This is a genomic window from Planomonospora alba (assembly GCF_039534085.1).
Taxonomy (GTDB): domain Bacteria; phylum Actinomycetota; class Actinomycetes; order Streptosporangiales; family Streptosporangiaceae; genus Planomonospora_B; species Planomonospora_B alba.
Genome location: NZ_BAAAUT010000026.1, coordinates 24,504 through 47,038 on the forward strand (window position 1 = coordinate 24,504; position 22,535 = coordinate 47,038).

Annotated in this window: 23 protein-coding genes; 10 read left to right on the top strand and 13 right to left on the bottom strand. The window is 73.5% G+C overall.

From position 1 onward, the window contains the following. The first annotated feature begins 35 nt into the window (after positions 1-35). Positions 36-560, top strand: coding sequence for an NADPH-dependent FMN reductase (locus ABD823_RS17040; RefSeq protein ID WP_344860638.1), 525 nt, complete (start codon positions 36-38; stop codon positions 558-560). Then, the gene (locus ABD823_RS17045; RefSeq protein WP_344860641.1) at positions 557-1,063 is read left to right on the top strand and encodes a flavin reductase family protein; all 507 of its coding nucleotides are present in this window, start codon (positions 557-559) and stop codon (positions 1,061-1,063) included. The genes ABD823_RS17040 and ABD823_RS17045 overlap by 4 nt, the downstream gene beginning before the upstream one ends. A gap of 128 nt (positions 1,064-1,191) precedes the next feature. On the opposite strand, the gene ABD823_RS17050 is transcribed toward ABD823_RS17045, so the two are convergent. Next, positions 1,192-2,313, bottom strand: coding sequence for a S1 family peptidase (locus ABD823_RS17050; protein WP_344860643.1), 1,122 nt, complete (start codon positions 2,311-2,313; stop codon positions 1,192-1,194). 218 nt (positions 2,314-2,531) lie between these two features. On the opposite strand from ABD823_RS17050, the gene ABD823_RS17055 reads away from it, so the two are divergent. Continuing rightward, complete coding sequence (locus ABD823_RS17055; protein WP_344860645.1) at positions 2,532-3,365, top strand: SDR family oxidoreductase; 834 nt, start codon at positions 2,532-2,534, stop codon at positions 3,363-3,365. 24 nt (positions 3,366-3,389) lie between these two features. On the opposite strand, the gene ABD823_RS17060 is transcribed toward ABD823_RS17055, so the two are convergent. Beyond that, positions 3,390-3,977 (bottom strand): hypothetical protein, encoded by a 588-nt coding sequence (locus ABD823_RS17060; protein ID WP_344860646.1) that lies wholly within the window; start codon positions 3,975-3,977, stop codon positions 3,390-3,392. 195 nt (positions 3,978-4,172) lie between these two features. Next, complete coding sequence (locus tag ABD823_RS17065; RefSeq protein WP_344860649.1) at positions 4,173-5,231, bottom strand: NAD(P)H-dependent amine dehydrogenase family protein; 1,059 nt, start codon at positions 5,229-5,231, stop codon at positions 4,173-4,175. 228 nt (positions 5,232-5,459) lie between these two features. Here ABD823_RS17065 and ABD823_RS17070 point away from each other — a divergent pair, with 228 nt between their 5' ends. After that, on the top strand, positions 5,460-6,356 hold the full coding sequence (locus ABD823_RS17070) for an SDR family oxidoreductase (RefSeq protein ID WP_344860651.1): 897 nt from the start codon (positions 5,460-5,462) through the stop codon (positions 6,354-6,356). 148 nt (positions 6,357-6,504) lie between these two features. Here ABD823_RS17070 and ABD823_RS17075 read toward each other — a convergent pair whose 3' ends face one another. From ABD823_RS17075 to ABD823_RS17085, 3 genes are read right to left on the bottom strand one after another with little or no spacing between them, the layout of a single operon-like run. Further along, positions 6,505-7,590: an alcohol dehydrogenase catalytic domain-containing protein gene (locus ABD823_RS17075; RefSeq protein WP_344860653.1), complete on the bottom strand. Its 1,086-nt coding sequence runs from the start codon at positions 7,588-7,590 to the stop codon at positions 6,505-6,507. A gap of 25 nt (positions 7,591-7,615) precedes the next feature. Further along, positions 7,616-7,819, bottom strand: a complete 204-nt coding sequence (locus tag ABD823_RS17080) for a ferredoxin (protein WP_344860655.1) — start codon at positions 7,817-7,819, stop codon at positions 7,616-7,618. Positions 7,820-7,831: 12 nt separating this feature from the next. Further along, complete coding sequence (locus tag ABD823_RS17085; protein WP_344860657.1) at positions 7,832-8,305, bottom strand: pyridoxamine 5'-phosphate oxidase family protein; 474 nt, start codon at positions 8,303-8,305, stop codon at positions 7,832-7,834. A gap of 102 nt (positions 8,306-8,407) precedes the next feature. On the opposite strand from ABD823_RS17085, the gene ABD823_RS17090 reads away from it, so the two are divergent. Further along, on the top strand, positions 8,408-9,040 hold the full coding sequence (locus ABD823_RS17090; RefSeq protein WP_344860766.1) for a class I SAM-dependent methyltransferase: 633 nt from the start codon (positions 8,408-8,410) through the stop codon (positions 9,038-9,040). 100 nt (positions 9,041-9,140) lie between these two features. On the opposite strand, the gene ABD823_RS17095 is transcribed toward ABD823_RS17090, so the two are convergent. From ABD823_RS17095 to ABD823_RS17105, 3 genes are read right to left on the bottom strand one after another with little or no spacing between them, the layout of a single operon-like run. Then, positions 9,141-10,262, bottom strand: a complete 1,122-nt coding sequence (locus ABD823_RS17095; RefSeq protein ID WP_344860659.1) for a prenyltransferase — start codon at positions 10,260-10,262, stop codon at positions 9,141-9,143. 4 nt (positions 10,263-10,266) lie between these two features. Further along, a complete protein-coding gene (locus ABD823_RS17100; RefSeq protein WP_344860661.1) occupies positions 10,267-10,980 on the bottom strand; it encodes a class I SAM-dependent methyltransferase in 714 nt (237 codons plus the stop codon). A 28-nt stretch (positions 10,981-11,008) separates the two neighbouring features. Then, on the bottom strand, positions 11,009-12,253 hold the full coding sequence (locus tag ABD823_RS17105; protein ID WP_344860663.1) for a glycosyltransferase family 4 protein: 1,245 nt from the start codon (positions 12,251-12,253) through the stop codon (positions 11,009-11,011). Between the two features lie 309 nt (positions 12,254-12,562). Here ABD823_RS17105 and ABD823_RS17110 point away from each other — a divergent pair, with 309 nt between their 5' ends. Then, positions 12,563-13,591, top strand: coding sequence for a GDP-mannose 4,6-dehydratase (locus ABD823_RS17110; RefSeq protein WP_344860665.1), 1,029 nt, complete (start codon positions 12,563-12,565; stop codon positions 13,589-13,591). A gap of 158 nt (positions 13,592-13,749) precedes the next feature. On the opposite strand, the gene ABD823_RS17115 is transcribed toward ABD823_RS17110, so the two are convergent. Beyond that, positions 13,750-14,946 carry a cytochrome P450 gene (locus tag ABD823_RS17115; protein WP_344860667.1) on the bottom strand — a complete coding sequence of 399 codons (1,197 nt, stop codon included), beginning with the start codon at positions 14,944-14,946 and terminating at the stop codon, positions 13,750-13,752. A gap of 485 nt (positions 14,947-15,431) precedes the next feature. On the opposite strand from ABD823_RS17115, the gene ABD823_RS17120 reads away from it, so the two are divergent. From ABD823_RS17120 to ABD823_RS17135, 4 genes are all read left to right on the top strand, one after another. Further along, on the top strand, positions 15,432-16,274 hold the full coding sequence (locus ABD823_RS17120; protein ID WP_344860768.1) for a fumarylacetoacetate hydrolase family protein: 843 nt from the start codon (positions 15,432-15,434) through the stop codon (positions 16,272-16,274). Further along, positions 16,271-17,623 carry an enolase C-terminal domain-like protein gene (locus ABD823_RS17125; RefSeq protein ID WP_344860669.1) on the top strand — a complete coding sequence of 451 codons (1,353 nt, stop codon included), beginning with the start codon at positions 16,271-16,273 and terminating at the stop codon, positions 17,621-17,623. The genes ABD823_RS17120 and ABD823_RS17125 overlap by 4 nt, the downstream gene beginning before the upstream one ends. Then, positions 17,620-18,480 (top strand): SDR family NAD(P)-dependent oxidoreductase, encoded by an 861-nt coding sequence (locus tag ABD823_RS17130; protein ID WP_344860671.1) that lies wholly within the window; start codon positions 17,620-17,622, stop codon positions 18,478-18,480. The genes ABD823_RS17125 and ABD823_RS17130 overlap by 4 nt, the downstream gene beginning before the upstream one ends. Positions 18,481-18,605: 125 nt before the next feature. After that, a complete protein-coding gene (locus tag ABD823_RS17135) occupies positions 18,606-19,541 on the top strand; it encodes an aldo/keto reductase (protein WP_344860673.1) in 936 nt (311 codons plus the stop codon). Positions 19,542-19,575: 34 nt separating this feature from the next. On the opposite strand, the gene ABD823_RS17140 is transcribed toward ABD823_RS17135, so the two are convergent. From ABD823_RS17140 to ABD823_RS17150, 3 genes are all read right to left on the bottom strand, one after another. Further along, on the bottom strand, positions 19,576-20,250 hold the full coding sequence (locus tag ABD823_RS17140; protein WP_344860674.1) for a FadR/GntR family transcriptional regulator: 675 nt from the start codon (positions 20,248-20,250) through the stop codon (positions 19,576-19,578). Positions 20,251-20,358: 108 nt separating this feature from the next. Further along, the gene (locus tag ABD823_RS17145) at positions 20,359-21,513 is read right to left on the bottom strand and encodes a steroid 3-ketoacyl-CoA thiolase (protein WP_344860676.1); all 1,155 of its coding nucleotides are present in this window, start codon (positions 21,511-21,513) and stop codon (positions 20,359-20,361) included. A 120-nt stretch (positions 21,514-21,633) separates the two neighbouring features. Further along, positions 21,634-22,347 (bottom strand): TetR family transcriptional regulator, encoded by a 714-nt coding sequence (locus ABD823_RS17150; RefSeq protein ID WP_344860678.1) that lies wholly within the window; start codon positions 22,345-22,347, stop codon positions 21,634-21,636. Positions 22,348-22,535 lie beyond the last annotated feature (188 nt).

Here is a 22,535-nt window from a genome sequence, read left to right on the forward strand (position 1 = left end):
GGCACGCGGCGGGAACGGGAGAGAGGAGCACGCCGGTGAGCGGCATCGTGACCCTGGTGGGCAACCCGCGCGGCGGGTCGCGCACATACGACGCGGCGGTCCGGGCCGCCGAGACGGTCGCCGGGCGCCTCGGACTCGACGGCCCCGGCGAGATCGTGGACCTGGCGGCGGCGGCGCCGCAGCTGCTCGCACCCGGGGCGTCGGCCGCCGTGGAGATCGCGCTGGAGCAGGTGGCCGAGGCGGAGGTGCTGGTGGTGGCGAGCCCCACCTACAAGGGCACCTACACCGGGCTACTCAAGGTCTTCCTCGACCGGCTGCCGGGCGGGGCGCTGGCCGGCACCGTCGCCCTCCCGCTGCTGGTGATGGGGGACGCCGGACACGCGCTGGCGGTGGAGGTGCACCTGCGGCCGCTCCTGGTGGAGCTGGGCGCGGTTGTCCCCACGCCGGGCCTGGCGCTGCTGGAATCGCAGCTCGCCGATCTCGACGCGCACCTCGGCCCCTGGGCCGACCGGGTGGCCCCCCAGGCGGCGGCCGTACTGAGGGAAGGAGCACGCGCATGACCGACACGCTGCCGGAGCAGGCGGTCGACGCCGAGCGGTTCCGCCGGACGCTCGCCGTCCACGCGGCCGGGGTCGTCGTGGTGACGGCGCAGACCGGGGGGATCCCGGTGGGCCTGACGGCCACCTCGTTCTCCTCGGTGAGCCTGGCGCCGCCGCTGGTCTCCTTCTACGTGGACCGGTCCTCCACCACCTGGCCCTGGCTCGGCCGGGCCGACCGCTTCGCGGTCAACGTGCTGGCCGGGGACCAGGCCGGGCTCGCGACCCGGTTCGCCCGCCGGGGCGTCGACCGCTTCGCCCCGCCGACGCGGTGGCGGCCCGGCCCGGCGGGGGTGCCCCTGCTGGACGGCACCGCCGCCCACCTGGTCTGCACGCCGTACTCGACCACGGAGATCGGCGACCACATCCTCGTCGTCGGCCTCGTGACCGGGACCGGGCTCGGTGCGGAGCTGCGCCCGCTCCTGTACCAGCAGGGACGCTTCGGCCGGTTCACGCCGCACTCCTGAGCGTCCCGCGAACGCCGGGGACCTCGCGGGACCTCGGGAAAGGGGCGAGGCCGCCACCGGGATCCGGTGGCGGCCTCGTGTCGTCCTCGGAGCCGGAAGGGCGCGGCGCGCCCCGGCCCGGACGGGGATCAGCCGGTGCGGAGCGTCAGGCCGTAGGCCGAGAGGATCTCGTTGACCGGCTGGTGGTAGGTGGTGCCGCCGACGGTGCAGTTGCCGGAGCCGCCCGAGGTCACGCCCTGGGCCTGGCTGCCGGAGATGAACGAGCCGCCGGAGTCGCCGGGCTGGGCGCACACGGTGGTGCGGGTCAGGCCGCTGACGGTGCCCTGCGAGTAGCGGACGCTGGTGTTGTGCTGCTGGATGACGCCGCAGCGCCAGCCCGTGGTCGAGCCGGAGCGGCAGATGGAGGCGCCGACCACGGCCTGGGTGGAGCCGCGGACGATGACGTTGGCGCCGCCGGAGCCCCGCACCCACGGCTGCGGGGTGTGGCCGGGGGTGGCGACCCACGCGTAGTCGTTGCCGGGGAACGAGGAGCCCTGGAAGGTGCCGGACGGGTTGCTGGTGGTGGCGCCGACCCGGCCGCAGTGCCCGGCGGTGACGAAGCCGGGGGTGCTGCCGCGGGTGACGGAGAAGCCGATGCTGCACCGGCTGGAGCCGATGTAGTAGGCCGCGCCGCCGACGAGGTTGATGAAGGGCTGCGGCTGCTCGGTGGAGGCCTCCACCCGGACCGCGGCGGCGTCCACGCCCGCGGCGGCGGCCAGGGCCTCACCCGCGGCCTGGTCGGCGGCCTTGATGACGACGGTGTTGGTGGGGACGTCGACGTACCAGAGGGACGCTCCGGCCCTGGCCTCCTCCGGGGCCCGGTCGATCTGGTCCTTGACGGCGTTGAGCTGCTCCAGCGTCCGGCTGACGATCTTCGCGCGGGCGCCCTGGGCCAGGATCGCCGAGACCTTGGTGGAGTCGGTGGTGGCGACCGTGAGCCGGGAGGCGTCGGCGTTGAGCCAGGAGCCGGCGTAGCTCTCGCCGAGGGAGGCGGTCAGCGCGGTGTCCGCCTTGGCGGCGCGCTCCTCGTTGGCCAGGCGGGTGGCGGCCTGCTGTGCGGTGAGGCCGAGGTCGCGCTGGAGGGCCTCCATCATCGAGGAGTCCGGCGCGGACGGCGGGGGAGCGGACTGCGCCGAGGCGGTCGTGGTGGTACCGGCCAGGCACAGGGCCAGGAGGGCGGTCCCGGCGAGCAGGGAGCGGTGACTCAACATGTTCACTCCTTGTGAGGGGTGAGGTAAACATAGGCGCCGGGAGGGGGCGTTGAGACGTAGCAAAAGATTCCTATCGCCGTGTTATGGGGGGTCGGGCGGCCGTTTGCCGGCCCGCTTCCCGGGGAGTCGTCACAGCTCGCGGCACCGCCGGAGCGGACCCTGCCGGCGGCCGCGCCCGTCCACCGCCGAGACGTCCGCGAACCCTGGAGGACACGACCATGGCCGACGCACCGATCCGTCCCGCCCCCGTCTCCCCCGCCGGCTACGACCGGGTCGCGGTCGTCACCGGAGCGGACTCCGGCATCGGCGAGGCGACCGCCGTGGCCCTGGCCGAGCAGGGCTTCGACGTGGGGATCACCTTCCACTCCGACCGGGAGGGCGCCGAGGAGACCGCCCGGCAGGTCCGCGAGCGAGGCCGGGCGGCGGCCGTGCGCGGGCACGACCTGACCGATCCGGAACGGGCCGCCGCGGTGGTGGACGAGCTCGCCGACGAACTCGGCGGCCTCGGGGTCCTGGTCAACAACGCCGGGACCGGCAGCAGCACCCCCGTGCTGCGGATGGACTTCCGGCAGTGGCGCTCGGTGCTCTCGGTGGACCTGGACGGTGCGTTCCTGTGCGCCCAGCGGGCCGCCCGCCGCATGATCGACGCGGGCCGCGGCGGCCGCATCGTCAGCGTCACCAGCGTGCACGAGGAGTATCCCCGGATCGGCTCCGGGCCGTACTGCGCGGCCAAGGGCGGCCTGCGGATGCTGAGCCGGGTGCTGGCGCTGGAGCTGGCACCGTACGGGATCACGGTGAACACCGTCGCGCCGGGGGAGATCGCCACCCCGATGACGGGGCAGGAGGACCGGCCGCCGCGGCCCGGCAGCCGGCCCGGATACCCGATCGACCGGCCCGGCGACGCCCGCGAGGTCGCCGCCGTCATCGCCTTCCTGGCGGGGCCCTCCTCCTCCTACGTCACCGGCGCGTCCCTGTTCGTGGACGGCGGCATGACGCTCATGGGCCCGCAGGCCTCCGGCGCCCTCGCCTCCGGCGGATGGCGCGAGGGCTGACCCGGATCCGGCGCCCGTGACCGGTCAGCGCCGGCCCGACCTGCCGCCCGTCCGGGGCCGGGAGCCGGTGCCGCCGCAGCCGGACCGGCATCCGGTGCCGTTCGAGACGGCGGTGCCGCCGTCGTCACCGGGCCCTGCGGTGTCACCGGGCCCGTCCCCGGCCTCCTCCTCGTAGTCGTAGGCGTACTCGCCGTCTTCGTGGTCGAGCGCGGCCCGGCCCCCGGATCCGCCTTTCCCGGCGGCACGGTAGGTGTCACCGTACGGCTCGCGGAACGAGCCTTTCTCCGCCCGTTTCCCCACCGCCGGGGCGCGTCCGTCGAGTCTTATGTAGTACCAGGCGAAACCGGACCGCCCGTCCTCGCACCGGGCGTCGGAGAACCGGATCCTGTCGGCTCTCCGCACGCAGATCTCGAAACGGTCCTCCAGGTCGGAGAAAGAGACGGCGGAGCCCTTTCCGCCCGCGGCCCGTGCGCGCAGGAGCTGCCCGGGCGGCCTGGTGAACGTCCCGCCCCGGGCGGTCCCGCCGCGGGCCGGGACGCGCCCCTCCTCCGGCAGGAAGTACCACGCGTGGCCGCGTCCGGCGTCGTCGCACCGCTGGTCGTCCGTGCGCACGCGGCTGCTCCGCCATACGCATATCTCGATGTGCCGCCGCTTCTTGGTCGTCCGTACCGCCGCGGGGAGGGCTTGCGGCGCCGGTGTGGGGACGGCCGGTGGCGGCCGGGGCGCGGCGAGTCCTCGGCGGAGCGCGCCGGGGCTCTCCGGCGGGCGCGGTCCGCCGGGGCGGCGGGCGGCCCGCGGAACGGGAGGTCAGGAGAGGCGGACGGTGCCGCGGCCGGTGGTGAGCGGGAGGTCGAGGACGGTCCGGACGCCCGGCGGGGCGGCGCAGACGGCGGCGACGGCGTTGACGGCGTGGGCGGCGGCCCCGGCCAGGCCGTGGGAGATCTCCTCGACGCTGAGCATCATCTGGGGCACGCCCTCCACGTGGACGGTGAAGCCGGGGTCCGGCCAGCGCCGCACCTTGGCGGCGTCGGCCTTGTAGACGCACTCCACGGTCATGAAGGGGCGGCCCCGGACGAGGCCGGAGAAGGTCCAGTGGGAGGCGCACACGGTCCCGGAGCGGACCACGCCGGCGGCTATCTCGAACTCCTCCGCGGCGAGCTCGAACTCGTCGCTCTCCTCCACCTCGTCGAGCGCGACGCCGAGTGCCGAGGCCACCAACTGCACGCTCTCGGCGAAGAGCGCGCGCTGGAAGGCGCGGAAGGGGCGCACGGCCGCCGCGTAGTCCTTGGGCGAGAGGGTGAAGCCGACCAGGTCGACCACGGTCTGCCGGGACGGGTGGCCGCGGAAGTCGGAGGATTCGCGGACGAAGATGTGGTCGATCCGGCTCGACAGCCCGGTGAGGGCCAGGGGGAGCAGGTCGCTCATGAAGCCGGGGTTGATGCCGGTGCCGTGCAGGGAGGTCCCGCCGGCGCGGCAGGCCGCCTCCAGGCGCTCCACCAGGCCGGGGCCGTAGCACGGGGGGTAGACGAACCCGGTGGTGGTGATGACGTTCTTGCCCGAGGCGAGCAGGGCGCAGATCGTCTCCACGTCGGTCGTGGGGTCGCCGCCGAAGTAGGCGGCGGGCAGCGGCATGTGCAGCACGCAGTCGGCGTCCAGGGCGAGGACGTGCTCCACGTCGTCGGTGCAGGTCACACCGGTCGCAGGCAGGCCGACGATCTCGCCCGCGTCCCGGCCGGCCTTGTCGGGGTCGTAGACCAGCACCCCGGCGAGCTCGAACTCGGGCCGGGTGATCAGGCTGCGCAGGGCGTAGCGGCCGAGGGCGCCCGTGGCCCACTGGACCACGCGGAGGGGTGGAGATGCGGGCATGCGGGCCTCCAGCCCGGAGTCGTGGGGCGGGGCCGTGCCTTCAGGTGCGTCGTCGTCGACCCACGCCAGGTGCGGGGCCGAAACTTTAGCAGAATTTCACCCGCGCGTTCACTGTCCGCGACGTCCCGGCACACGGATGTGTCCTCCGGGACCGCCCCTCGTGGCCCCGCCGGGACCGTCGGGCTATCCTGCTCAGGACTAGAACTTTATTTCGTAGGAGGGCTGCTGATGTCAGAGCTGCGGTTCGACGGCAAGGTCGCGGTCGTCACCGGCGCGGGGCACGGCCTGGGCCGCTCGCACGCGCTGGCGCTGGCCGAGCGCGGCGCCAAGGTGGTCGTCAACGACCTGGGCGGCGCGCTGGACGGCACCGGCGCGTCCAGCGGACCGGCCGCCGAGGTGGTCGAGCTGATCAGGAAGAACGGCGGCGAGGCCGTCGTGAACGCCGACGACGTCGCCACCCCGGAGGGCGCCAGGGCGATCGTGCAGTCGGCCCTCGACTCCTTCGGGCGGATCGACGTCGTCGTCAACAACGCGGGCATCCTGCGGGACAAGTCGTTCGGCAAGATGACCGTCGAGGAGTGGGACGCCGTCATCGCCGTCCACCTCCGCGGCTCGTTCCTGGTCAGCCACGCGGCCTTCCCCCACCTCAAGGAGCAGGGCTACGGCCGCATCATCAACACCTCCTCGCCCTCGGGCCTGTTCGGCAGCTTCGGCCAGGCCAACTACTCCGCGGCCAAGATGGGGCTGGTCGGCCTGACCAAGACCCTCGGCCTGGAGGGCGCCCGGGCGAACATCAAGGTCAACGCGATCGCGCCGATCGCCTGGACCCGGATGACCGAGACCCTGCTCCCGGCCGAGTTCGAGTCCAGGTTCACCCCGGAGCGGATCAGCCCGCTGGTGGTGTACCTGGCGCACGAGTCCTGCGAGACCAGCGGCGAGGTCTTCAGCGTCGCCGCGGGCCGGATCGCCCGGGTGTTCGTCGCCGAGGGGCCGGGCTGGAAGCAGGAGGACCACACGGTGGAGGACATCAGGGACAACTGGGAGGCCATCATGGCCGAGCAGCCGTACCTGACGCCGACCACCCTCGGGCAGCAGTCGGGCGCGTCGATGAAGGCGATGCTCTGAGCGGTGCCCGCGGGTGGCGGCGCCCGGCCGGGCGCCGCCACCCGCGGGCAGGGGAAGGGGGCCGCGCCGGAGCGCGGCCCCCTTCACCCGGGCCCCTTCCCCCTGCGGTCCGCCCCGGCCGGTGCCGGGCGGGCGCCCGTCCGCGGCGCTAGTCGAGGACGACGACCTGGCGCAGGACCTCGCCGCCGCGCAGCGCCGCCACGGCGTCGTTGAGGTCGGCGAGCCTGATCCGAGCGCTGATCATGGTCTCCAGGTCGAGCTTGCCCGCCTTGTACAGCTCGGCGAAGAGCGGGAAGTCCCGGCGGACGTCCGCCTCGCCGTACAGCGAGCTGAGGATGTTCTTGCCCTCGAACAGCAGGTTGAAGGCGGTCAGCGGGACGGTGTCGTCCATCGCGCCCGCGCCGACGACGACGGTGTTCCCGCCCCGGCGGGTGGCCTGCCAGGCGGTCATGATGGCGGCCGACTTGCCGACGGCCTCGAAGCCGTAGTCGAAGCCCTGCCCGCCGGTGAGCGTGCCGAGCGCGTCCGGCAGCTCGTCGGGGGTGATCGCGTGGGTGGCGCCGACCTTCCTGGCCAGTTCGTGCTTGGACGCGATCGGGTCGATCGCCAGGATCGTGGTGGCCCCGGAGATCCGGGCGCCCTGGATGATCGACAGGCCGATGCCGCCGGCGCCGACCACGGCCACGGTCGAGCCGGGGCGGACCCCGGCCGTGTTGAGCACGGCGCCGACGCCGGTGGTGACGCCGCAGCCGATCAGCGCCGCGACCTCGAAGGGCAGCTCCGGGTCGACCTTCACCGCGCCCTGCCAGGGCACCACGACCTCCTCGCACCAGGTGCCGCACCCGGCCATGCCGAAGGCCGGGGTGTCGCCGCCGTAGCGGAACCGGGCGTTGACGAAGCTGTCGGCCAGGAAGGTCATGCACAGGTAGGGCTGGTGGACCAGGCAGCTGGGGCAGGAGCCGCAGGCCGGGTTCCAGTTGATGATGACGTGGTCACCGGGCTGGACCGTGGTCACCTGGTCGCCGACCTCGACGACCTCGCCGGCGCCCTCGTGACCGGGGACGACCGGGAGCGGCATGGGCAGCACGCCGCTGATCACCGAGAGGTCCGAGTGGCAGACTCCGGTCGCCCTGACCTTGATCCGCACGTCCGTCGGACCCATCGGGGCGAGGGTGAAGTCGTCGCGGATGTCGAGCTTGTCGTCGCCTACGGCATGTAGCAGCGCGCCACGCATCAGGGGGTCCTCCTGGGTCGGTGCCCTACTCCTCGGGGCTCTCCTCGAGGGACAGGGCGGCTTTGGGGCAGGACCGCACGGCGTGCCGGACGCGGTCCATCATCTCGGGCGGCGGCTCGGGCAGCAGCACGTGCAGCTGGTCGTCGTCGTCGACCTCGAAGACCTCGGGGGCGAGTCCCATGCAGACGGCATTGGCCTCGCAGACCAGATAATCGACCTTGACCTTCATGAGCGGGCCTCCTCAACCGGACTGGATCGGCGTGGCGAGCTTACGGTGATCCCACGAGATCACTCGAGTGGGCTCGACCACGAAGGCGACCCTTTTACGGCCGGTGTGGGCGACGTACTCGGACAGCAGCTCCTCGGAGTCCGGCATCCCGGCCATCCGCCGGGCCACGCTCATGCCGACGCGCAGGACGCCGTCGCGGTCGTCGATCAGGTGCGCGATGCCGTACGTCAGGACGCCGCGCAGCTCGGTGTAGTCGTCTCCGGCCTCGATCAGGCAGCTCACCCGGGCGTCTCGCCGGATGTTCAGCGCTTTCTGGGCCTTGGCGTAGGTCCAGAACGTGATCCTACCGTCCTGCAGCCCGTAGAACATGGTCACCATGTGCGGAGTGCCGTCGGGATTGATGGTCCCGAGCTGGAGCTTCCGCGACGCGGCGAGGAAGGACGCGACCTCGTCGTCGGACATCGCTATGCGGGCGCGCTGGTTCACGGTGAAAGTAGAACATGTTCCATAGGTGCGGGCAAGAGCGTGCCGAATATCGTTCGGTATGGGTAGGCTGCTCCGGTGAGCAACGCCACCGAGCCCTCCCGCATGCCCGCGGACCTGCTGCAGGCCGCCCGGCGCGCCAAGGGCTTCATGCCCCACGCCGAAGGGCTCGCCCTGTTCGAGACCGCGCTCGCGTACGGCTCGCGCGGCCCGATCTGCGAGATCGGCACCTACTGCGGCAAGTCCGCCGTCTACCTGGGCGCGGCGGCCCGGCTGTGCGGCTCGGTCGTGTTCACCGTGGACCACCACCGGGGCTCGGAGGAGATCCAGCCGGGCTGGGCCCACCACGACCCCACGCTCGTCGACCCCCGCTTCGGCAAGATGGACTCCCTGCCGACCTTCCGCGCCACGATCGCCGCGGCCGGGCTGGAGGAGGAGGTCATCGCGATCGTGGGCCGGTCCGAGCGGGTCGCCGGGCTGTGGAACACCCCGCTGGCCATGCTGTTCATCGACGGCGGCCACTCCGAGGAGCCGGTGACCTCCGACTACGAGGGCTGGGCCCCGCACGTCGCGCAGGGCGGCGCGCTGGTCTTCCACGACATCTACCCGGACCCGGCCGACGGCGGGCAGGCGCCGTACCGCGTCTACCGCAGGGCGCTGGCCTCGGGCGCCTTCGAGGAGGTCCGGCACGAGGGCTCGCTGCGCGTGCTGGAGCGGGTCGGCCCCGGCATCGGCTGAAGCGCCTCCCCAGGGGAGGACCCCGGCATCGGCCGGAGCCCCGCCCCGGAGCCCCGCCCCGGGGCCCCTCCTGCGGGGCCCCGCCGCGGGAGCGGAGGACTCAGCCGAGGGAGCGGGCGTGGCTGCAGCCGCAGGCCCCGGTGGGGCGCTCGCCGACGTCCGTGCGCAGGCCGGCGTCGCGGAAGACGCCGGAGGCGGCGGTGTAGCCGTACAGCGCGTCGGCGGCGAGCACGACGGCGGCCGCGGTGTAGGCCGAGCGCTCGTGCGGGAAGTGCTTGCGGTTCACGAACTGCCAGCCGGTCCAGTAGGACCCGTCCTCGTGCCGCAGGTGCTGCATGTCGGCCAGGAGCCGCACCGCCCGCTCGCGGTCGCCCAGCGCGTCCAGCGCCAGCGCCAGCTCGCAGGTCTCCGCGCCGGTGACCCAGGGCTGGTCGGAGACGCAGCGGATGCCCAGTCCCGGCTCGACGAAGGTGTCCCACTCCTCGGCCAGCCGGGCGTGGGCCGCCGGGCCGCGCAGCGCGCCGCCGAGGATCGGGTAGTACCAGTCCATCGACCAGCGGCTCTTGTCGGCGAACGCCTCGGGGTGGGCGGCCAGCACGTGGGCGAGCTGGTCGGCGGCGAGCTCCCAGTCGGGCTGCGGGTCGCCCAGGCGGTCGCCGAGCAGCACGCCGCAGCGCAGGCCCTGGTGGATGGAGGCGCACCCGGTCAGCAGGGCGTAGGAGGCCGCCCGGCCGTCCGCGGCCCGCTCCCAGACGATCTCGCCCCGGGTGGTCTGCAGGCCCACCACGAAGTCGAGCGCGGAGCGCACGACGGGCCACATCCCGCGGGCGAAGTCCTCGTCACCGGTGACCAGCAGCTCGTGCCAGACGCCGACCGCGACGTAGGCGGCGTGGTTGGACTCCCCGCCGTGCTCGACCGCCCTGCCCCCGACCAGCTTCATCGGCCAGGAGCCGTCGGCGCGCTGGGTGCGGACCAGCCAGTCGTACCCGCGGCGGACCGGCTCGGCCAGCCCGGCGACGCTCATCGCCATCAGGCACTCGACGTGGTTCCAGGCGTCCACGTGCCCCTCGGGCCAGGGCACGCCGCCGTCGGGCTCCTGCACGGCCGCGATGCTGTGCGCGGTCTGCACGACCTGCTCCCAGCCGACCGGCGGCCGCTCGCCGTCCGTCACCCGGGCGGGCCCGCCGTACGGCCCGCCGCCGTGCTCGCCCCCTGACGCCATGGCCTCAGCCGGGCTTCCGGACGTAGAGCACGACGCTCTTGCCGATGACCGGGTTGAGCAGGGCCTCGGCGATCCGGGTGGCCGCCGGGCGCTTCATGATGTCCCAGACGAGCAGCTGGTGGTAGGCCTTGGCCAGCGGGTGGTCGTCGTTGTTCACGCCGACGGCGCACTTGATCCACCAGTACGGCGCGTGCAGGCCGTGGGCGTGGTGGTGCGGGCCGATGACGAAGCCGGTGGCCTTCAGCTTCGCGCCGAGCTCGGCGAGCGTGTAGATCCGCACGTGCCCGCCGGGCGCCGTGTGGTAGTCCTCGTCCAGCGCCCAGCAGATCCGCTCGGGCAGGAAGCTCGGCACCGTGACCGCGGCCAGACCGCCCGGCCTGAGCACCCGGAAGATCTCCCGCATCGCGGCCATGTCGTCCGGGATGTGCTCCAGGACCTCGGCGGCGATCACCCGGTCGAAGCTCCCGTCCTCGAACGGCATGTCGAGGGCGTCGCCGGTCACCGTCTCGGCCGTCGCCTCGTCGGGCACCTCGCCGGCCTGCTCCATCGCGGCGAACATGGTCGCCACGCCCTTCAGCTCCTCGGCGTCCATGTCGAACGCCACCACGTCGGCGCCCCGGCGCAGCACCTCGAAGGCGTGTCGCCCGCCGCCGCAGCCGAGATCGAGGACTCGGTTCCCGGGCCCGACGGGCAACCGGCCGAAGTCGACAGTCAGCACTTGCCGCTCCTTGCAGGGATGGTGATGATCACTTCGCGTGCCGGGCCCGGATGGCCTCGCGGTAGGCCTCCACGGTCCGCTGCGCCACGACCTTCCAGGTGAAGCGCTCCATGGCACGCTCGTAGCCGCGCCGGCCGACCTCCGCCCGCTCCTCGGGCGAGTCGTGCAGGCGGCGCAGCACGGCGGCCAGCTCCTCGGGGTCGCCGGGGGTCACCTGGACGGCGGCGTCGCCGACGACCTCGGGCAGGGCGCCGGTCCGGGAGGCGACCAGCGGGGTCCCGCTGGCCATGTGCTCCACGGCCGGCAGCGAGAAGCCCTCGTAGAGCGAGGGGACGACCGCGATCTCCGAGGTGGCGATCAGCTCGCCCAGCTCGTCGTCGGAGATGCCGTGCACGAACCGGACGCGGTCGCCCAGGGAGAGCTCGGCCACCAGCTTCTCGGTCGGGCCGCCGGGGGTCGGCCTGCTGACCACGGTCAGGTTCACGTCGCGCTCGGTGGCGAGCTTGGCGACCGCCCGCAGCAGCGTCGCCACGCCCTTCATCGGGGAGTCGGCGCTGGCCACGGCGACGATCGAGCCGGGGCGCTTGGGCAGCTCCGGGCGCGGGTGGAAGTAGCGGGTGTCCACGCCCAGCGGGATGAGCCGCATGTTGGCCTGGGGGACGTTGAAGTCGCGGTGGATGTCGGCGAGGGAGGACTCGCTGACGGTCAGGATCGGGTTCAGCCGCGGGGCGACCCGGGCCTGCATCCGCACGAAGCCGTACCAGCGCCGCATGGAGAACTGCTTGCGCAGCGGGGCGGCCTTCAGCTCGATGCGCCGGTCCACGCTGATCGGGTGGTGGATGGTGCCGACCACCGGGAAGAGCTTTTGGATGCCGAGCAGGCCGTACCCGAGCGTCTGGTTGTCCTGGACGACGTCGAAGTCGCCGACCCGCCTGGCCAGCTCGCGGCGGGCCCGCAGGCTGAAGGTCAGCGGCTCGGGGAAGCCGGCGGTCCACATGGTCGCGACCTCGAGCACGTCGATCCAGTCGCGGAACTCGCGCAGCGCGGGCGTGCGGAAGGGGTCCTCGTCGCGGTAGAGGTCCAGGCTGGGGACCTTGTTGAGGACGACGCCCTCGTCGAGCTCGGGGTACGGCTGGCCGGAGAAGACCTCGACGTGGTGGCCGAGGGCGACCAGCTCGCGGCTGAGATGGCGCAGGTAGACGCCCTGGCCGCCGCAGGTCGGCTTGCTCCGGTAGGACAGCAGCGCGATCCGCAGCGAGTCCGCACCTGGCACGGCAACCCCTTCCTCACCCTGTCCGGGTGCGGACAGGTACCGTGAAAGATGACCTTAGACCTCGGACCCTACCATTTGGTAGGTCTCACACTTCTGATGTGGAATTGTGCTCAGTCTCACGTGTGAGGTGTACGAGCTGCGATGTTGGCTTGTCCGAGCGCGGTTCGGTGCAACAGGTTCTACTGAGGACACCCGCTCCGGTATGGTGCCCATACCCGGGCAGGGCGGTACATTCGCCAGTCAACGGCACACTGTTCGGGCGCACCCGGTTCGGGCGCGGGGCCCCGCCCGACGAGCGAGGAGGACGCGTTGGCCAGGCGCGCGCTGATCACCGGCATCACCGGGCAGGACGGTTCCTACCTGGCGGAGCACCTGCTGAGCGAGGGCTACGAGGTCTGGGGCCTGGTGCGCGGGCAGGCCAACCCGCGCGTCTCCCGGGTGCGCCGGCTCCTGCAGGACGTGCAGCTCGTCCGCGGCGACCTGCTCGACCAGGGCTCGCTGATCTCCGCGGTGGAGAAGGTCCGCCCCGACGAGGTCTACAACCTGGGCGCCATCTCGTTCGTGCCGATGTCGTGGGAGCAGGCCGAGCTCACCGCCGAGGTCACCGGCATGGGCGTGCTGCGCATGCTGGAGGCCATCCGGGTCTGCTCGGGGATCTCCGCCTCCCGCACCCCGGGCTCGGGCGGGCAGATCCGCTTCTACCAGGCCTCGTCGTCGGAGATGTTCGGCCAGGTCCGGGAGACCCCGCAGACCGAGATCACGCCCTTCCACCCCCGCTCGCCGTACGGCGTGGCCAAGGCCTACGGCCACTTCCTGACCCAGAACTACCGCGAGTCCTACGGGATGTTCGCCGTCAGCGGCATCCTGTTCAACCACGAGTCCCCGCGCCGCGGCGCCGAGTTCGTCACCCGCAAGGTCTCCCTGGGGGTCGCCCGCATCAAGCTGGGCATGGCCGCGGAGCTCCGCCTGGGCAACCTGGAGGCCCGCCGCGACTGGGGGTACGCGGGCGACTACGCCCGGGCGATGCACCTGATGCTCCAGGCGGACGCGCCCGAGGACTACGTGATCGGCACCGGCCGCACCCACTCGGTGCGGGAGCTGGTCGAGGCCGCCTTCTCCGCCGCCGGCCTCGACTGGGAGCGGTACGTGGTCTGCGACCAGGCCCTGCACCGCCCCGCCGAGGTGGACCTGCTCTGCGCCGACCCGAAGAAGGCCCGCGCGCAGCTCGGCTGGGAGCCCTCGGTCTCCTTCGAGGAGCTGGTGGCCATGATGGTCGAGTCCGACATCCGTCTCCTGTCCGAGGGCGGCGACCCCGAGCAGGACTCCTCCTGGCCCTGACGGCGGGTGACCGGCTCCGCCGCCGCCCCCGGTCCGGCCGGAAGGCGCCCGACGGCCCTGCGCGGCCCTCAGCCGAGGAGCGGGAACCGGTCCGCCACCGCGCCGAGGCGCTCGTTCCCGGTCAGTGACCTGTCATCGCCGGTCCGCGGGGTCCGGGGTCAGGCGAGGGCGACCGGGAGCTCCTTGATGCCGTTGATGAAGTTGGAGCGCAGGCGGCGGGCCGGGCCCGACTGGGCGATCTTCGGCAGCCGCTCGGCCAGGACCTCGAAGATCACCCGGAGCTCCAGTTTGGCCAGGTGGTTGCCGAGGCAGAAGTGCGCCCCGCCGCCGCCGAAGCCGATGTGCGGGTTGGGGTCGCGGCCGATGTCGAAGACCCCGGGGGAGTCGAAGACCGACTCGTCCCGGTTGGCCGAGGCGTAGAAGACCACGACCTTGTCGTCCTCGCGGACCGGCCGTCCCCCGATCACCGTGTCGGCGGTCGCCGTGCGGCGGAAGAGGTTGACCGGCGAGACCCAGCGGACGATCTCGTCGGCCGCGGTGGCGGCGAGCCGCGGCTCGGCCACCAGCCGGGCCCACTGCTCGGGGTGCTCGAAGAAGGCCAGCATGCCGCCGGAGGTCGCGTTGCGGGTCGTCTCGTTGCCCGCGACCACCAGGAGCAGCACGAACAGGTCGAACTCGTGCTCGTCGAGCGCCTCGCCGTCCTCGTCGGCCTGCAGGAGCCTGGTGATGATGTCGTCGCGCGGCTCGGCGCGCCGCGCGGCGGCCAGCTCGTTGGCGTAGGCGTAGACCTCCATGGCGGCGGCGTGGCCCTCGGCCGGGTCGGCGGCGTAGTCCGGGTCCTCGGCGCCGATCATCCGGTTGGACCAGGTGAAGAGCTTCTCGCGGTCCTCGACGGGGGCGCCGAGCAGCTCGCAGATCACGTAGAGCGGGAGCGGGGCGGCGATGTCCCGGACGAAGTCGACCGAGCCGCGCCCCTTGGCCTCGTCGACCAGGTCGTGGCAGATGTCGCGGATGTGCTGCTCCAGCCGCCCGATGACCCGGGGGGTGAAACCCCGGTTGACCAGGGAGCGGCGCCGGGTGTGCTCCGGCGGGTCCTGGTTGAGCATCATCATCCGCTGCATCTCCAGCTCCGCCTCCGGGATCTCGTTGAAGAGCGCGAGCCTGCGGTGGGAGGAGAACAGGTCCGAGTGCCGGGAGACGTGGACCACGTCGGCGTGCCGGGTGACCGCCCAGAACGCGGGGCCGTCCGGGTCGGGGTGCCGGTGCACGGGGTCGTTGGCCCGCAACCAGGCGAACTGCTCGTGGGGAGGCCCGTGCTGCGCGTAGAAGTCCTGGTCGATGAGGTTGATGTCCATCTGCGTTCTCCCACGTGGAGCGTACGGGCGTGGCCTCGGTGCCGAGGGGCGCGCGGGAGCGCGCCCCCTGCGCCCCGGCCGCCGTCCCGGCCGGAGAGACATTGATCAAACGCTTGGTTGATTACGTTTCTGAAACGTGTTCTATTACGGGTCGCCGGGCCCGTCAAGGGCGGGGTCCGGCCGCCGGGGTGCGCGGCCGTACGGTGCGCTACCCGCGACCCGGCGCCCTATCCGCGCGGCCGGGCGCCGGATCCGGCCGCCGGGGCGGCGGTGCGGCCTCCACGGCCGTCCCGCGCGAGAGGGGAGACGCCGCCCCCGTGCGGGCGGCGCCGGTGGCGGCAGTGAAACCCGAGGTAAGGAGATCCGATGTCTTTCCCCGTCCGACTCCGATGTCCAGCCGTCCACCAGTGGGAGGGGTTGACACCGTACGCCCGCGCCGTCAGCATCACGGGAGATACATCCGATGTGTGAGCGAAGGGCGCGATGTGAAGCTGCTGCGCGTGGGACCCGCAGGCCAGGAGCGGGCGGCCGTCGTGGACGGGGCCGGCGGCCTGCGCGAGATCCCCGAGGAGATCGACGGGGCCTTCTTCGCCTCCGGAGGAGTGGCACGGGTCCGCGCGGCCCTGGAGTCCGGCGGGCTGCCCCTCCTCGACGCCGCCGGCCTCCGGGTCGGCCCGCCGGTCGCCCGGCCCGGCAAGATCGTGTGCATCGGTCTCAACTACCGCGACCACGCCGAGGAGACCGGCGCGGCGCCCCCCGCCGAGCCGGTCGTCTTCATGAAGGCCCCCAACACGGTCGTCGGGCCCGACGACGAGGTCCTCATCCCGCGCGGGAGCGTGAAGACCGACTGGGAGGTCGAGCTGGCCGTCGTCATCGGGAGCACGGCCCGCTACCTGGAGACGCGCGAGGAGGCACTGGCCGCGGTCGCGGGCTACACGATCTCCAACGACGTCTCCGAGCGGGAGTTCCAGCTGGAGCGCGGCGGCCAGTGGGACAAGGGCAAGTCCTGCGAGACCTTCAACCCCCTGGGCCCCTGGCTGGTCACGGCCGACGAGGCCGGCGACCCGCAGGACCTGGGCCTGCGCCTGTGGGTGGACGGCGAGCTCCGCCAGGACGGCACCACCCGGAACATGGTCTTCCCGGTGGCGGAGATCGTCCGCTACCTCAGCCACTTCATGGTCCTGGAACCCGGCGACGTCATCAACACCGGCACCCCCGCCGGGGTCGCGCTCGGCATGCCCGGCACGCCGTACCTGCGGGCCGGCCAGGTCATGGAGCTGGAGATCGACGGTCTGGGCCGCCAGCGCCAGAGGGTCGGGCAGGCGTGAGCGGGCCCGCCGTCGCGCCCGGGGAGGGTCCGGAGGGGCGGGAGGGCCCGACGGGCCCGGGACCCTACCGGATCACCTCGTTCACCTGCCACGACGTCCGCTTCCCGACCTCGCTGGAGCTCGACGGCTCCGACGCGATGAACCCGGACCCGGACTACTCGGCCGCCTACCTGGTGCTCGGCACCGACGACGGGTTCGAGGGGCACGGCTTCGCCTTCACCATCGGCCGGGGCAACGAGGTGCAGACCGCCGCCATCGAGGCGCTGGCGCCGTACGTGGTCGGCGGGGACGCCGAGGACCTCGGCGCGCTCTGGAAGGAGATGGTCCACGACTCCCAGCTGCGCTGGCTCGGGCCGGAGAAGGGCGTCATGCACATGGCGGTCTCCGCCGTGGTCAACGCGCTGTGGGACCTGAGGGCCAGGCGCGCGGGCAAGCCGCTCTGGCTGCTGCTCGGCGAGATGCCCCCCGAGGAGATCGTCGGCCTGGTGGACTTCCGCTACCTCACCGACGCGCTCACCCCCGCGGAGGCGCTGGAGATCCTGCGCGCCGCCGAGCCGGGCCGGGCCGCGCGGATCGCCCGCCTGCGCGAGCACGGCTACCCGGCCTACACCACCTCCCCCGGCTGGCTCGGCTACGACGACGCCAAGCTGCGCCGCCTGTGCGAGGAGGCGATGGCCGCGGGCTTCACCCAGATCAAGCTGAAGGTCGGCGCCGACCTCGACGACGACCGGCGCCGCATGCGCGTCGCCCGGGAGGTCTGCGGCGCGGACTTCCCGATCGCCGTCGACGCCAACCAGCGCTGGGACGTCGACACCGCGATCGCCTGGGTGAAGGCGCTGGCCGAGTTCCGTCCGCACTGGGTGGAGGAGCCGACCAGCCCCGACGACGTGCTCGGCCACGCCGCCATCGCCCGGGCCGTCGCGCCGATCCCGGTCGCCACCGGCGAGCACGTGGCCAACCGCACGGTCTTCAAGCAGCTGCTGCAGGCCGGGGCGGTCTCCTACCTGCAGCTCGACGCGGCCCGGGTGGCGGGCGTCAACGAGAACGTCGCGATCCTGCTGCTCGCCGCCAAGTTCGGCGTCCCGGTCTGCCCGCACGCCGGCGGCGTGGGCCTGTGCGAGCTGGTGCAGCACCTGGCGATGTTCGACTACGTCGCGGTCAGCGGCTCGATGGAGAACCGGGTGATCGAGTACGTCGACCACCTGCACGAGCACTTCGCCGATCCGGTGGTCATCCGGAACGGCGCCTACGCGGCGCCCGGCCGGCCCGGCTTCGGCGCGCGGATGCACGCGGCCTCGATCGCCGCGTACTCCTATCCCGGCGGAGAGGTCTGGAGGTCGCTCGGATGAGTGCCACGGCGGCCGAGTTCGGCGGTCTGCGCGCGCTGGTCACCGGGGGCGGCTCCGGGATCGGCCTGGCCACCGCCACCCTGCTCGCCGAGCGCGGCGCGGCGGTCGCCTGCCTGGACCTGAAGCCGCCGACCGGGCCGCCGGCAGGGTCACCGGCGGGAGTCCGGGCGGGGCCGCCCTCAGGAGGGCAGGCCGGGCCGCCCGCGGGAGCGCGGTCGGGGCCGGCGCCGGCCGCGGTGCCGCTGGTCGGCGTCACGGCCGACGTCACCGACGACGACCAGGTCCGCGCGGCGGTCGCCGAGGCCGCCGAGCGGCTGGGCGGGCTGGACGTCCTGGTCAACAACGCCGGGATCGGCGCCGCCGGGACGGTCGAGGACAACCCCTTCGAGGAGTGGTTCCGCGTCCTGGACGTCAACGTGCTCGGCCTGGTCCGGACGACCCGGGCGGCGCTGCCGTACCTGCGCGGGTCCCGGCACGCCGCGATCGTCAACACCTGCTCGATCGCGGCCACCGCCGGGCTGCCGCAGCGGGCGCTCTACAGCGCGTCCAAGGGGGCGGTGCAGTCGCTCACCCTCGCCATGGCCGCCGACCACCTGCACGAGGGCATCCGGGTCAACTGCGTCAACCCCGGCACCGCCGACACCCCGTGGGTGCAGCGGCTGCTGGACGCGGCGGAGGACCCCGCGGCGGAGCGGGCCGCGCTGGAGGGGCGGCAGCCGATGGGCCGTCTGGTGAGCGCGGAGGAGGTCGCCGCGGCGATCGCCTACCTCGCGAGCCCGCTCGCCTCCGCTACCACCGGGACGGTCCTGGCCGTGGACGGAGGCATGCAGGGGCTGCGGCCGCGGCCGCGGGCCTGATGCGGGCCGCCCCGGCCGGGCCGTACGCTTCGGCCGGACGGCAGGGCCCGGCCGCCGGTGCACCGGCCGGGACCGGCGGTGCCGGGACCGCCGTCGCCGCAGGAGCCGCGGGAACGGAGCGCACGATGGACATCGGCAGGTACGGCCTCGGGGGCGGCCCGATCGGCAACCTGTTCACCGCGGTGGACGACGCCACGGCGCGGGCGGCGGTGGACGCCGCCTACGAGGCGGGCATCCGCCTGTTCGACACCGCGCCGCACTACGGGCTCGGCCTGTCGGAGCGGCGGCTCGGCGCGGCCCTGGCCGGCCGGCCCCGCGGCTCCTACACGCTCTCCACCAAGGTCGGCCGCCTGCTGGTGCCGGCGGAGGACGGCGGCGGGGGCCGCACCGACGACGAGGGGTTCGCCGTCCCGGCCGCCCTGCGCCGGGTGCGCGACTACTCGCGCGACGGGGTGCGGCGCTCGCTGGAGGAGAGCCTGCGGCGGCTCGGCCTCGACGCGGTCGACATCGTGCTGATCCACGACCCGGACGACCACTGGGAGCAGGCCGTCTCCGAGGCGTACCCGGCCCTGGCCGAGCTGCGCGACCAGGGCGTCGTCCGGGCGATCGGGGCGGGCATGAACCAGTGGGAGATGCTCGCCCGGTTCGTCCGGGAGACCGACATGGACGTGGTGATGCTCGCCGGCCGCTACACGCTGCTCGACCGGTCGGCCGAGCGCGGGCTGCTGCCGCTCTGCGCGGAGCGCGGCGTGGCCGTGCTCGCGGGCGGGGTGTTCAACAGCGGGCTGCTGGCCACCCGCGAGCCCGCCGGCACCTACGACTACGTCCCGGCCCCGGGACCGCTGCTGGAGCGGGCCCGCCGGATCGCCGCGGTCTGCGAACGGCACGGCGTCACCCTGCCCCAGGCCGCGCTGGCCTTCCCGCTCCGCCACCCGGCGGTCGCCTCGGTGGTGTTCGGCGCCCGCTCGGCCGCCGAGGTGGCCCGCAACGCGGCCCTGGCCGCCGCGCCGGTGCCCGACGACCTCTGGGCCGAGCTCGCCGCCGAGGGCCTCGTGTGCTGAGGGCCTCGTGTGCTGGGGGCTTCGTGTGCCGGGTTCAGGCCAGGGTCTCGCGGAGCCACTCCTCGACCCCGGCGATGTGCACCGTGGCCCAGGCCCGGGCGACCTCCGGCCGGCGGGAGGCGATGGCGTCGCAGATGGCGGCGTGCTGCTCGCGGGTCTTGGCCAGCGCGCCACCCTGGGTGAGTCCCCGCCAGACGCGGGCCCGGGTGGTGGGGCCGGACAGGCCCTCGATCAGCGAGCAGAGCACCGGGTTGCCCGAGCCCTCCGCGATGCGCTGGTGGAACCGGACGTCGTTGGCGACGAGCTGCTCGACGGTCGGCTCCTCGGGCAGCTCGGCGAGGATGCCGCGCAGCTCGGCCACGTCGGCCTCGCCCATCCGGGCCGCGGCCAGCGCGGTGGCCGCCGGTTCGAGGATCCGCCGGACCTGGAGGAAGTGCAGCACGGTGTCGTCCTGGTGGAAGTCCACCACGAACGAGAGCGCGTCCAGCAGCAGACCCGGCTCCAGGCTGGTGACGTAGGTCCCGTCGCCCTGGCGCACGTCCAGCACGTTGATCAGTGCCAGGGCCCGGACGGCCTCGCGCAGGGAGTTGCGCGACAGGCCGAGCCGCTCGGCCAGGTCGGCCTCCTTGGGCAGCCGGCTGCCCGGGGCCAGCTCACCCGAGAGGATCATCTGCTTGATCTTGCCGATCGCGGCGTCGGTGACCGCCACGCCTCACCATCCCGGACTCGCCTGTGCATCGGATGCCCAGGAGTGTAGGGCGGATGCGGGGCCGCCGAGGTCGTCCGCGGTGCTCCGGCCCCGGCCCCGGGGAACGCGTCAGAGGCGCTCCAGAACGGTCGCGGTGGCCAGCGCCCCGCCCGCGCACATCGTGACCAGGGCGGTCGAGGAGCCGGAGCGCTCCAGCTCGTGCAGGGCGGAGGCGACCAGCCGGGCCCCGGTGGCGCCGACCGGATGGCCGAGCGCGATGGCCCCGCCGCCGACGTTGACCCGCTCCATGTCCGGCCCGTGCACCGAGGCCCAGGAGAGCACGACGGAGGCGAACGCCTCGTTGACCTCGAAGCGGTCGATGTCGCCCACCGTCATGCCGGCGTCCGCCAGCACCTTGGCCGTGGCGTCCACCGGGCCGTCCAGGTGGTAGTACGGCTCGGCGCCGACGAGCGCCTGGGCGCGGATCCTGGCCCGGGGGCGCAGGCCGTACCGGGCGGCGGCGGCCTCGCTCGCCAGCAGCACCGCCGCCGCGCCGTCGGAGATCTGCGAGGAGGTGCCGGCGGTGTGCAGGCCGCCCTCCAGGACCGGCCGGAGCCGGGCGAGCGTCTCGGCGGTGGTCTCGCGCAGCCCCTCGTCCCGGGTGACCGTACGGCGCTCGCCGGTCGGCAGGCCGTCCCGCCCGAGCACCGGGGCGGTCACCGGGAGGACCTCGCGCCCGTAGCGGCCGTCGGCCCACGCCTCGGCGGCCAGCCGCTGGGAGCGGGCGCCGAACCGGTCGAGGTCCTCGCGGGTCAGCCCGCGCCGCCGCGCGATCCGCTCGGCGGCGGTGAACTGGTCGGGCATGTCGAGGGACCAGTCGTCGGGCTTGGCGGTCGCGGGGAGCACGTTGCTGCCCAGCGGGACGCGGCTCATCACCTCGACGCCGCAGGCGACGCCGACGCCGACGACGCCCGCGTCGATGAGGGCGGCGGCCAGGTGGACGGCCTGCTGGGAGGAGCCGCACTGCGCGTCGACCGTGGTGACGCCCGTGGTGTGCGGCAGCCCGGCGTACAGCCAGGCGTAACGCCCGACGTGGCCGCCCTGCTCACCGGCCTGGGTCACGCACCCGGCGAAGACCTGGCCGACGACCGCCGGGTCGATCGCTGCCCGGTCCACCAGGCCGCGGAGCGCACGGGCGAGCAGCTCCTGGGGCTTCAGCCCGGCCAGGAGGCCGCCCCGCCTGCCGATCGGGGTGCGCACGGCCTCGACGATCACTGCGCCCATCCGGTCTCCTCGCCCGGGCGGTCCGGACGGGGGCGGAGGCCACGGGGTCCGCCCGCCGCGCGGCCCGCGCGATGTGCAGAATATGATTCCAGTCAGCGTGCGCTCTGACTGTAATCCGTTCTAGTTCGCTGTGGAAGACGGCGAGCGGAAATCGGAGAACAGGCGGTCGGCGGCGATCTCGATGCGGTGCTGGACCTGTTCGTGGGTCCGCCGGCCGCGCAGCATCTCCAGCAGCTCGTGGACCCAGACGCTCGCCAGCGCGCCGGCCAGGGCCAGCTGCTCCTCGGTCGGGCCATCCGTGCCGGCACCGCCCGCCACGCGGATGAGCAGGGCCGCCATGCGGTCGCCGAACGGGGTCTCCACCTCGGTCATGATCAGCGAGCGGATGAGGGCGTCGGCGAGCTCGGGTTCGCGCATCAGGCCCCGGGTGGCCCGCATCAGCACGTCGACCGCGCGGCCGGCCGGGGTGGCGGCGGCGGGCGGGCGGCGCTCGATGCTGGTCTCCAGCAGCTCGATCTCCTCGCTGACGACGGCCACGACGAGGTCCATCTTCGAAGGGAAGTAGCGGTAGAGCGTGCCGAGCGCCACCCCCGCGCGCTCGGCGACGGTGCGCATCTGCATGGCCTCGACGCCGCCCCGGGAGGCGAGCGCGGCGGCGGCCTGGACGATGCGCTTGCGTCGCTGGTGCTGGCTCTTCGTGCGGACGTCGGTGGACGGTTCGCTGTGCACGCCGGGGGCCCTCTCGGTCGTGACGGTTCCGGCGGTGCTCGGGGCTGACGTGCCGGTGAGGCGCGGGGTCGGCGGCGCCTCGATGGTCGCATGCGGAGTGCGCATGAGAACACGTTATCTGATTTCCGCCTTCTCTGATGAGTTACTCGCCGGTCACAAATCTCCCTGATCACCCGTGGCATATATCTCACCGGGGCTTTTTGTGCGATGTTGATCGGGAGGGATCTGGACACTTATTGTAATCTGTTCTAATTTCTGGTCGGGCGATTCGGGAACCACGTCCGGGAGGCGCC

What these genes read in the sequence shown, in the direction of transcription:
- ABD823_RS17045 (WP_344860641.1), top strand. Translation starts at nt 557, where the DNA reads ATGACCGACACGCTGCCGGAGCAGGCGGTCGACGCCGAGCGGTTCCGC.
- ABD823_RS17050 (WP_344860643.1), bottom strand. Translation starts at nt 2,313, where the DNA reads ATGTTGAGTCACCGCTCCCTGCTCGCCGGGACCGCCCTCCTGGCCCTG.
- ABD823_RS17055 (WP_344860645.1), top strand. Translation starts at nt 2,532, where the DNA reads ATGGCCGACGCACCGATCCGTCCCGCCCCCGTCTCCCCCGCCGGCTAC.
- ABD823_RS17065 (WP_344860649.1), bottom strand. Translation starts at nt 5,231, where the DNA reads ATGCCCGCATCTCCACCCCTCCGCGTGGTCCAGTGGGCCACGGGCGCC.
- ABD823_RS17070 (WP_344860651.1), top strand. Translation starts at nt 5,460, where the DNA reads ATGTCAGAGCTGCGGTTCGACGGCAAGGTCGCGGTCGTCACCGGCGCG.
- ABD823_RS17075 (WP_344860653.1), bottom strand. Translation starts at nt 7,590, where the DNA reads ATGCGTGGCGCGCTGCTACATGCCGTAGGCGACGACAAGCTCGACATC.
- ABD823_RS17080 (WP_344860655.1), bottom strand. Translation starts at nt 7,819, where the DNA reads ATGAAGGTCAAGGTCGATTATCTGGTCTGCGAGGCCAATGCCGTCTGC.
- ABD823_RS17090 (WP_344860766.1), top strand. Translation starts at nt 8,408, where the DNA reads ATGCCCGCGGACCTGCTGCAGGCCGCCCGGCGCGCCAAGGGCTTCATG.
- ABD823_RS17095 (WP_344860659.1), bottom strand. Translation starts at nt 10,262, where the DNA reads ATGGCGTCAGGGGGCGAGCACGGCGGCGGGCCGTACGGCGGGCCCGCC.
- ABD823_RS17115 (WP_344860667.1), bottom strand. Translation starts at nt 14,946, where the DNA reads ATGGACATCAACCTCATCGACCAGGACTTCTACGCGCAGCACGGGCCT.
- ABD823_RS17130 (WP_344860671.1), top strand. Translation starts at nt 17,620, where the DNA reads ATGAGTGCCACGGCGGCCGAGTTCGGCGGTCTGCGCGCGCTGGTCACC.
- ABD823_RS17135 (WP_344860673.1), top strand. Translation starts at nt 18,606, where the DNA reads ATGGACATCGGCAGGTACGGCCTCGGGGGCGGCCCGATCGGCAACCTG.
- ABD823_RS17145 (WP_344860676.1), bottom strand. Translation starts at nt 21,513, where the DNA reads ATGGGCGCAGTGATCGTCGAGGCCGTGCGCACCCCGATCGGCAGGCGG.
- ABD823_RS17150 (WP_344860678.1), bottom strand. Translation starts at nt 22,347, where the DNA reads ATGCGCACTCCGCATGCGACCATCGAGGCGCCGCCGACCCCGCGCCTC.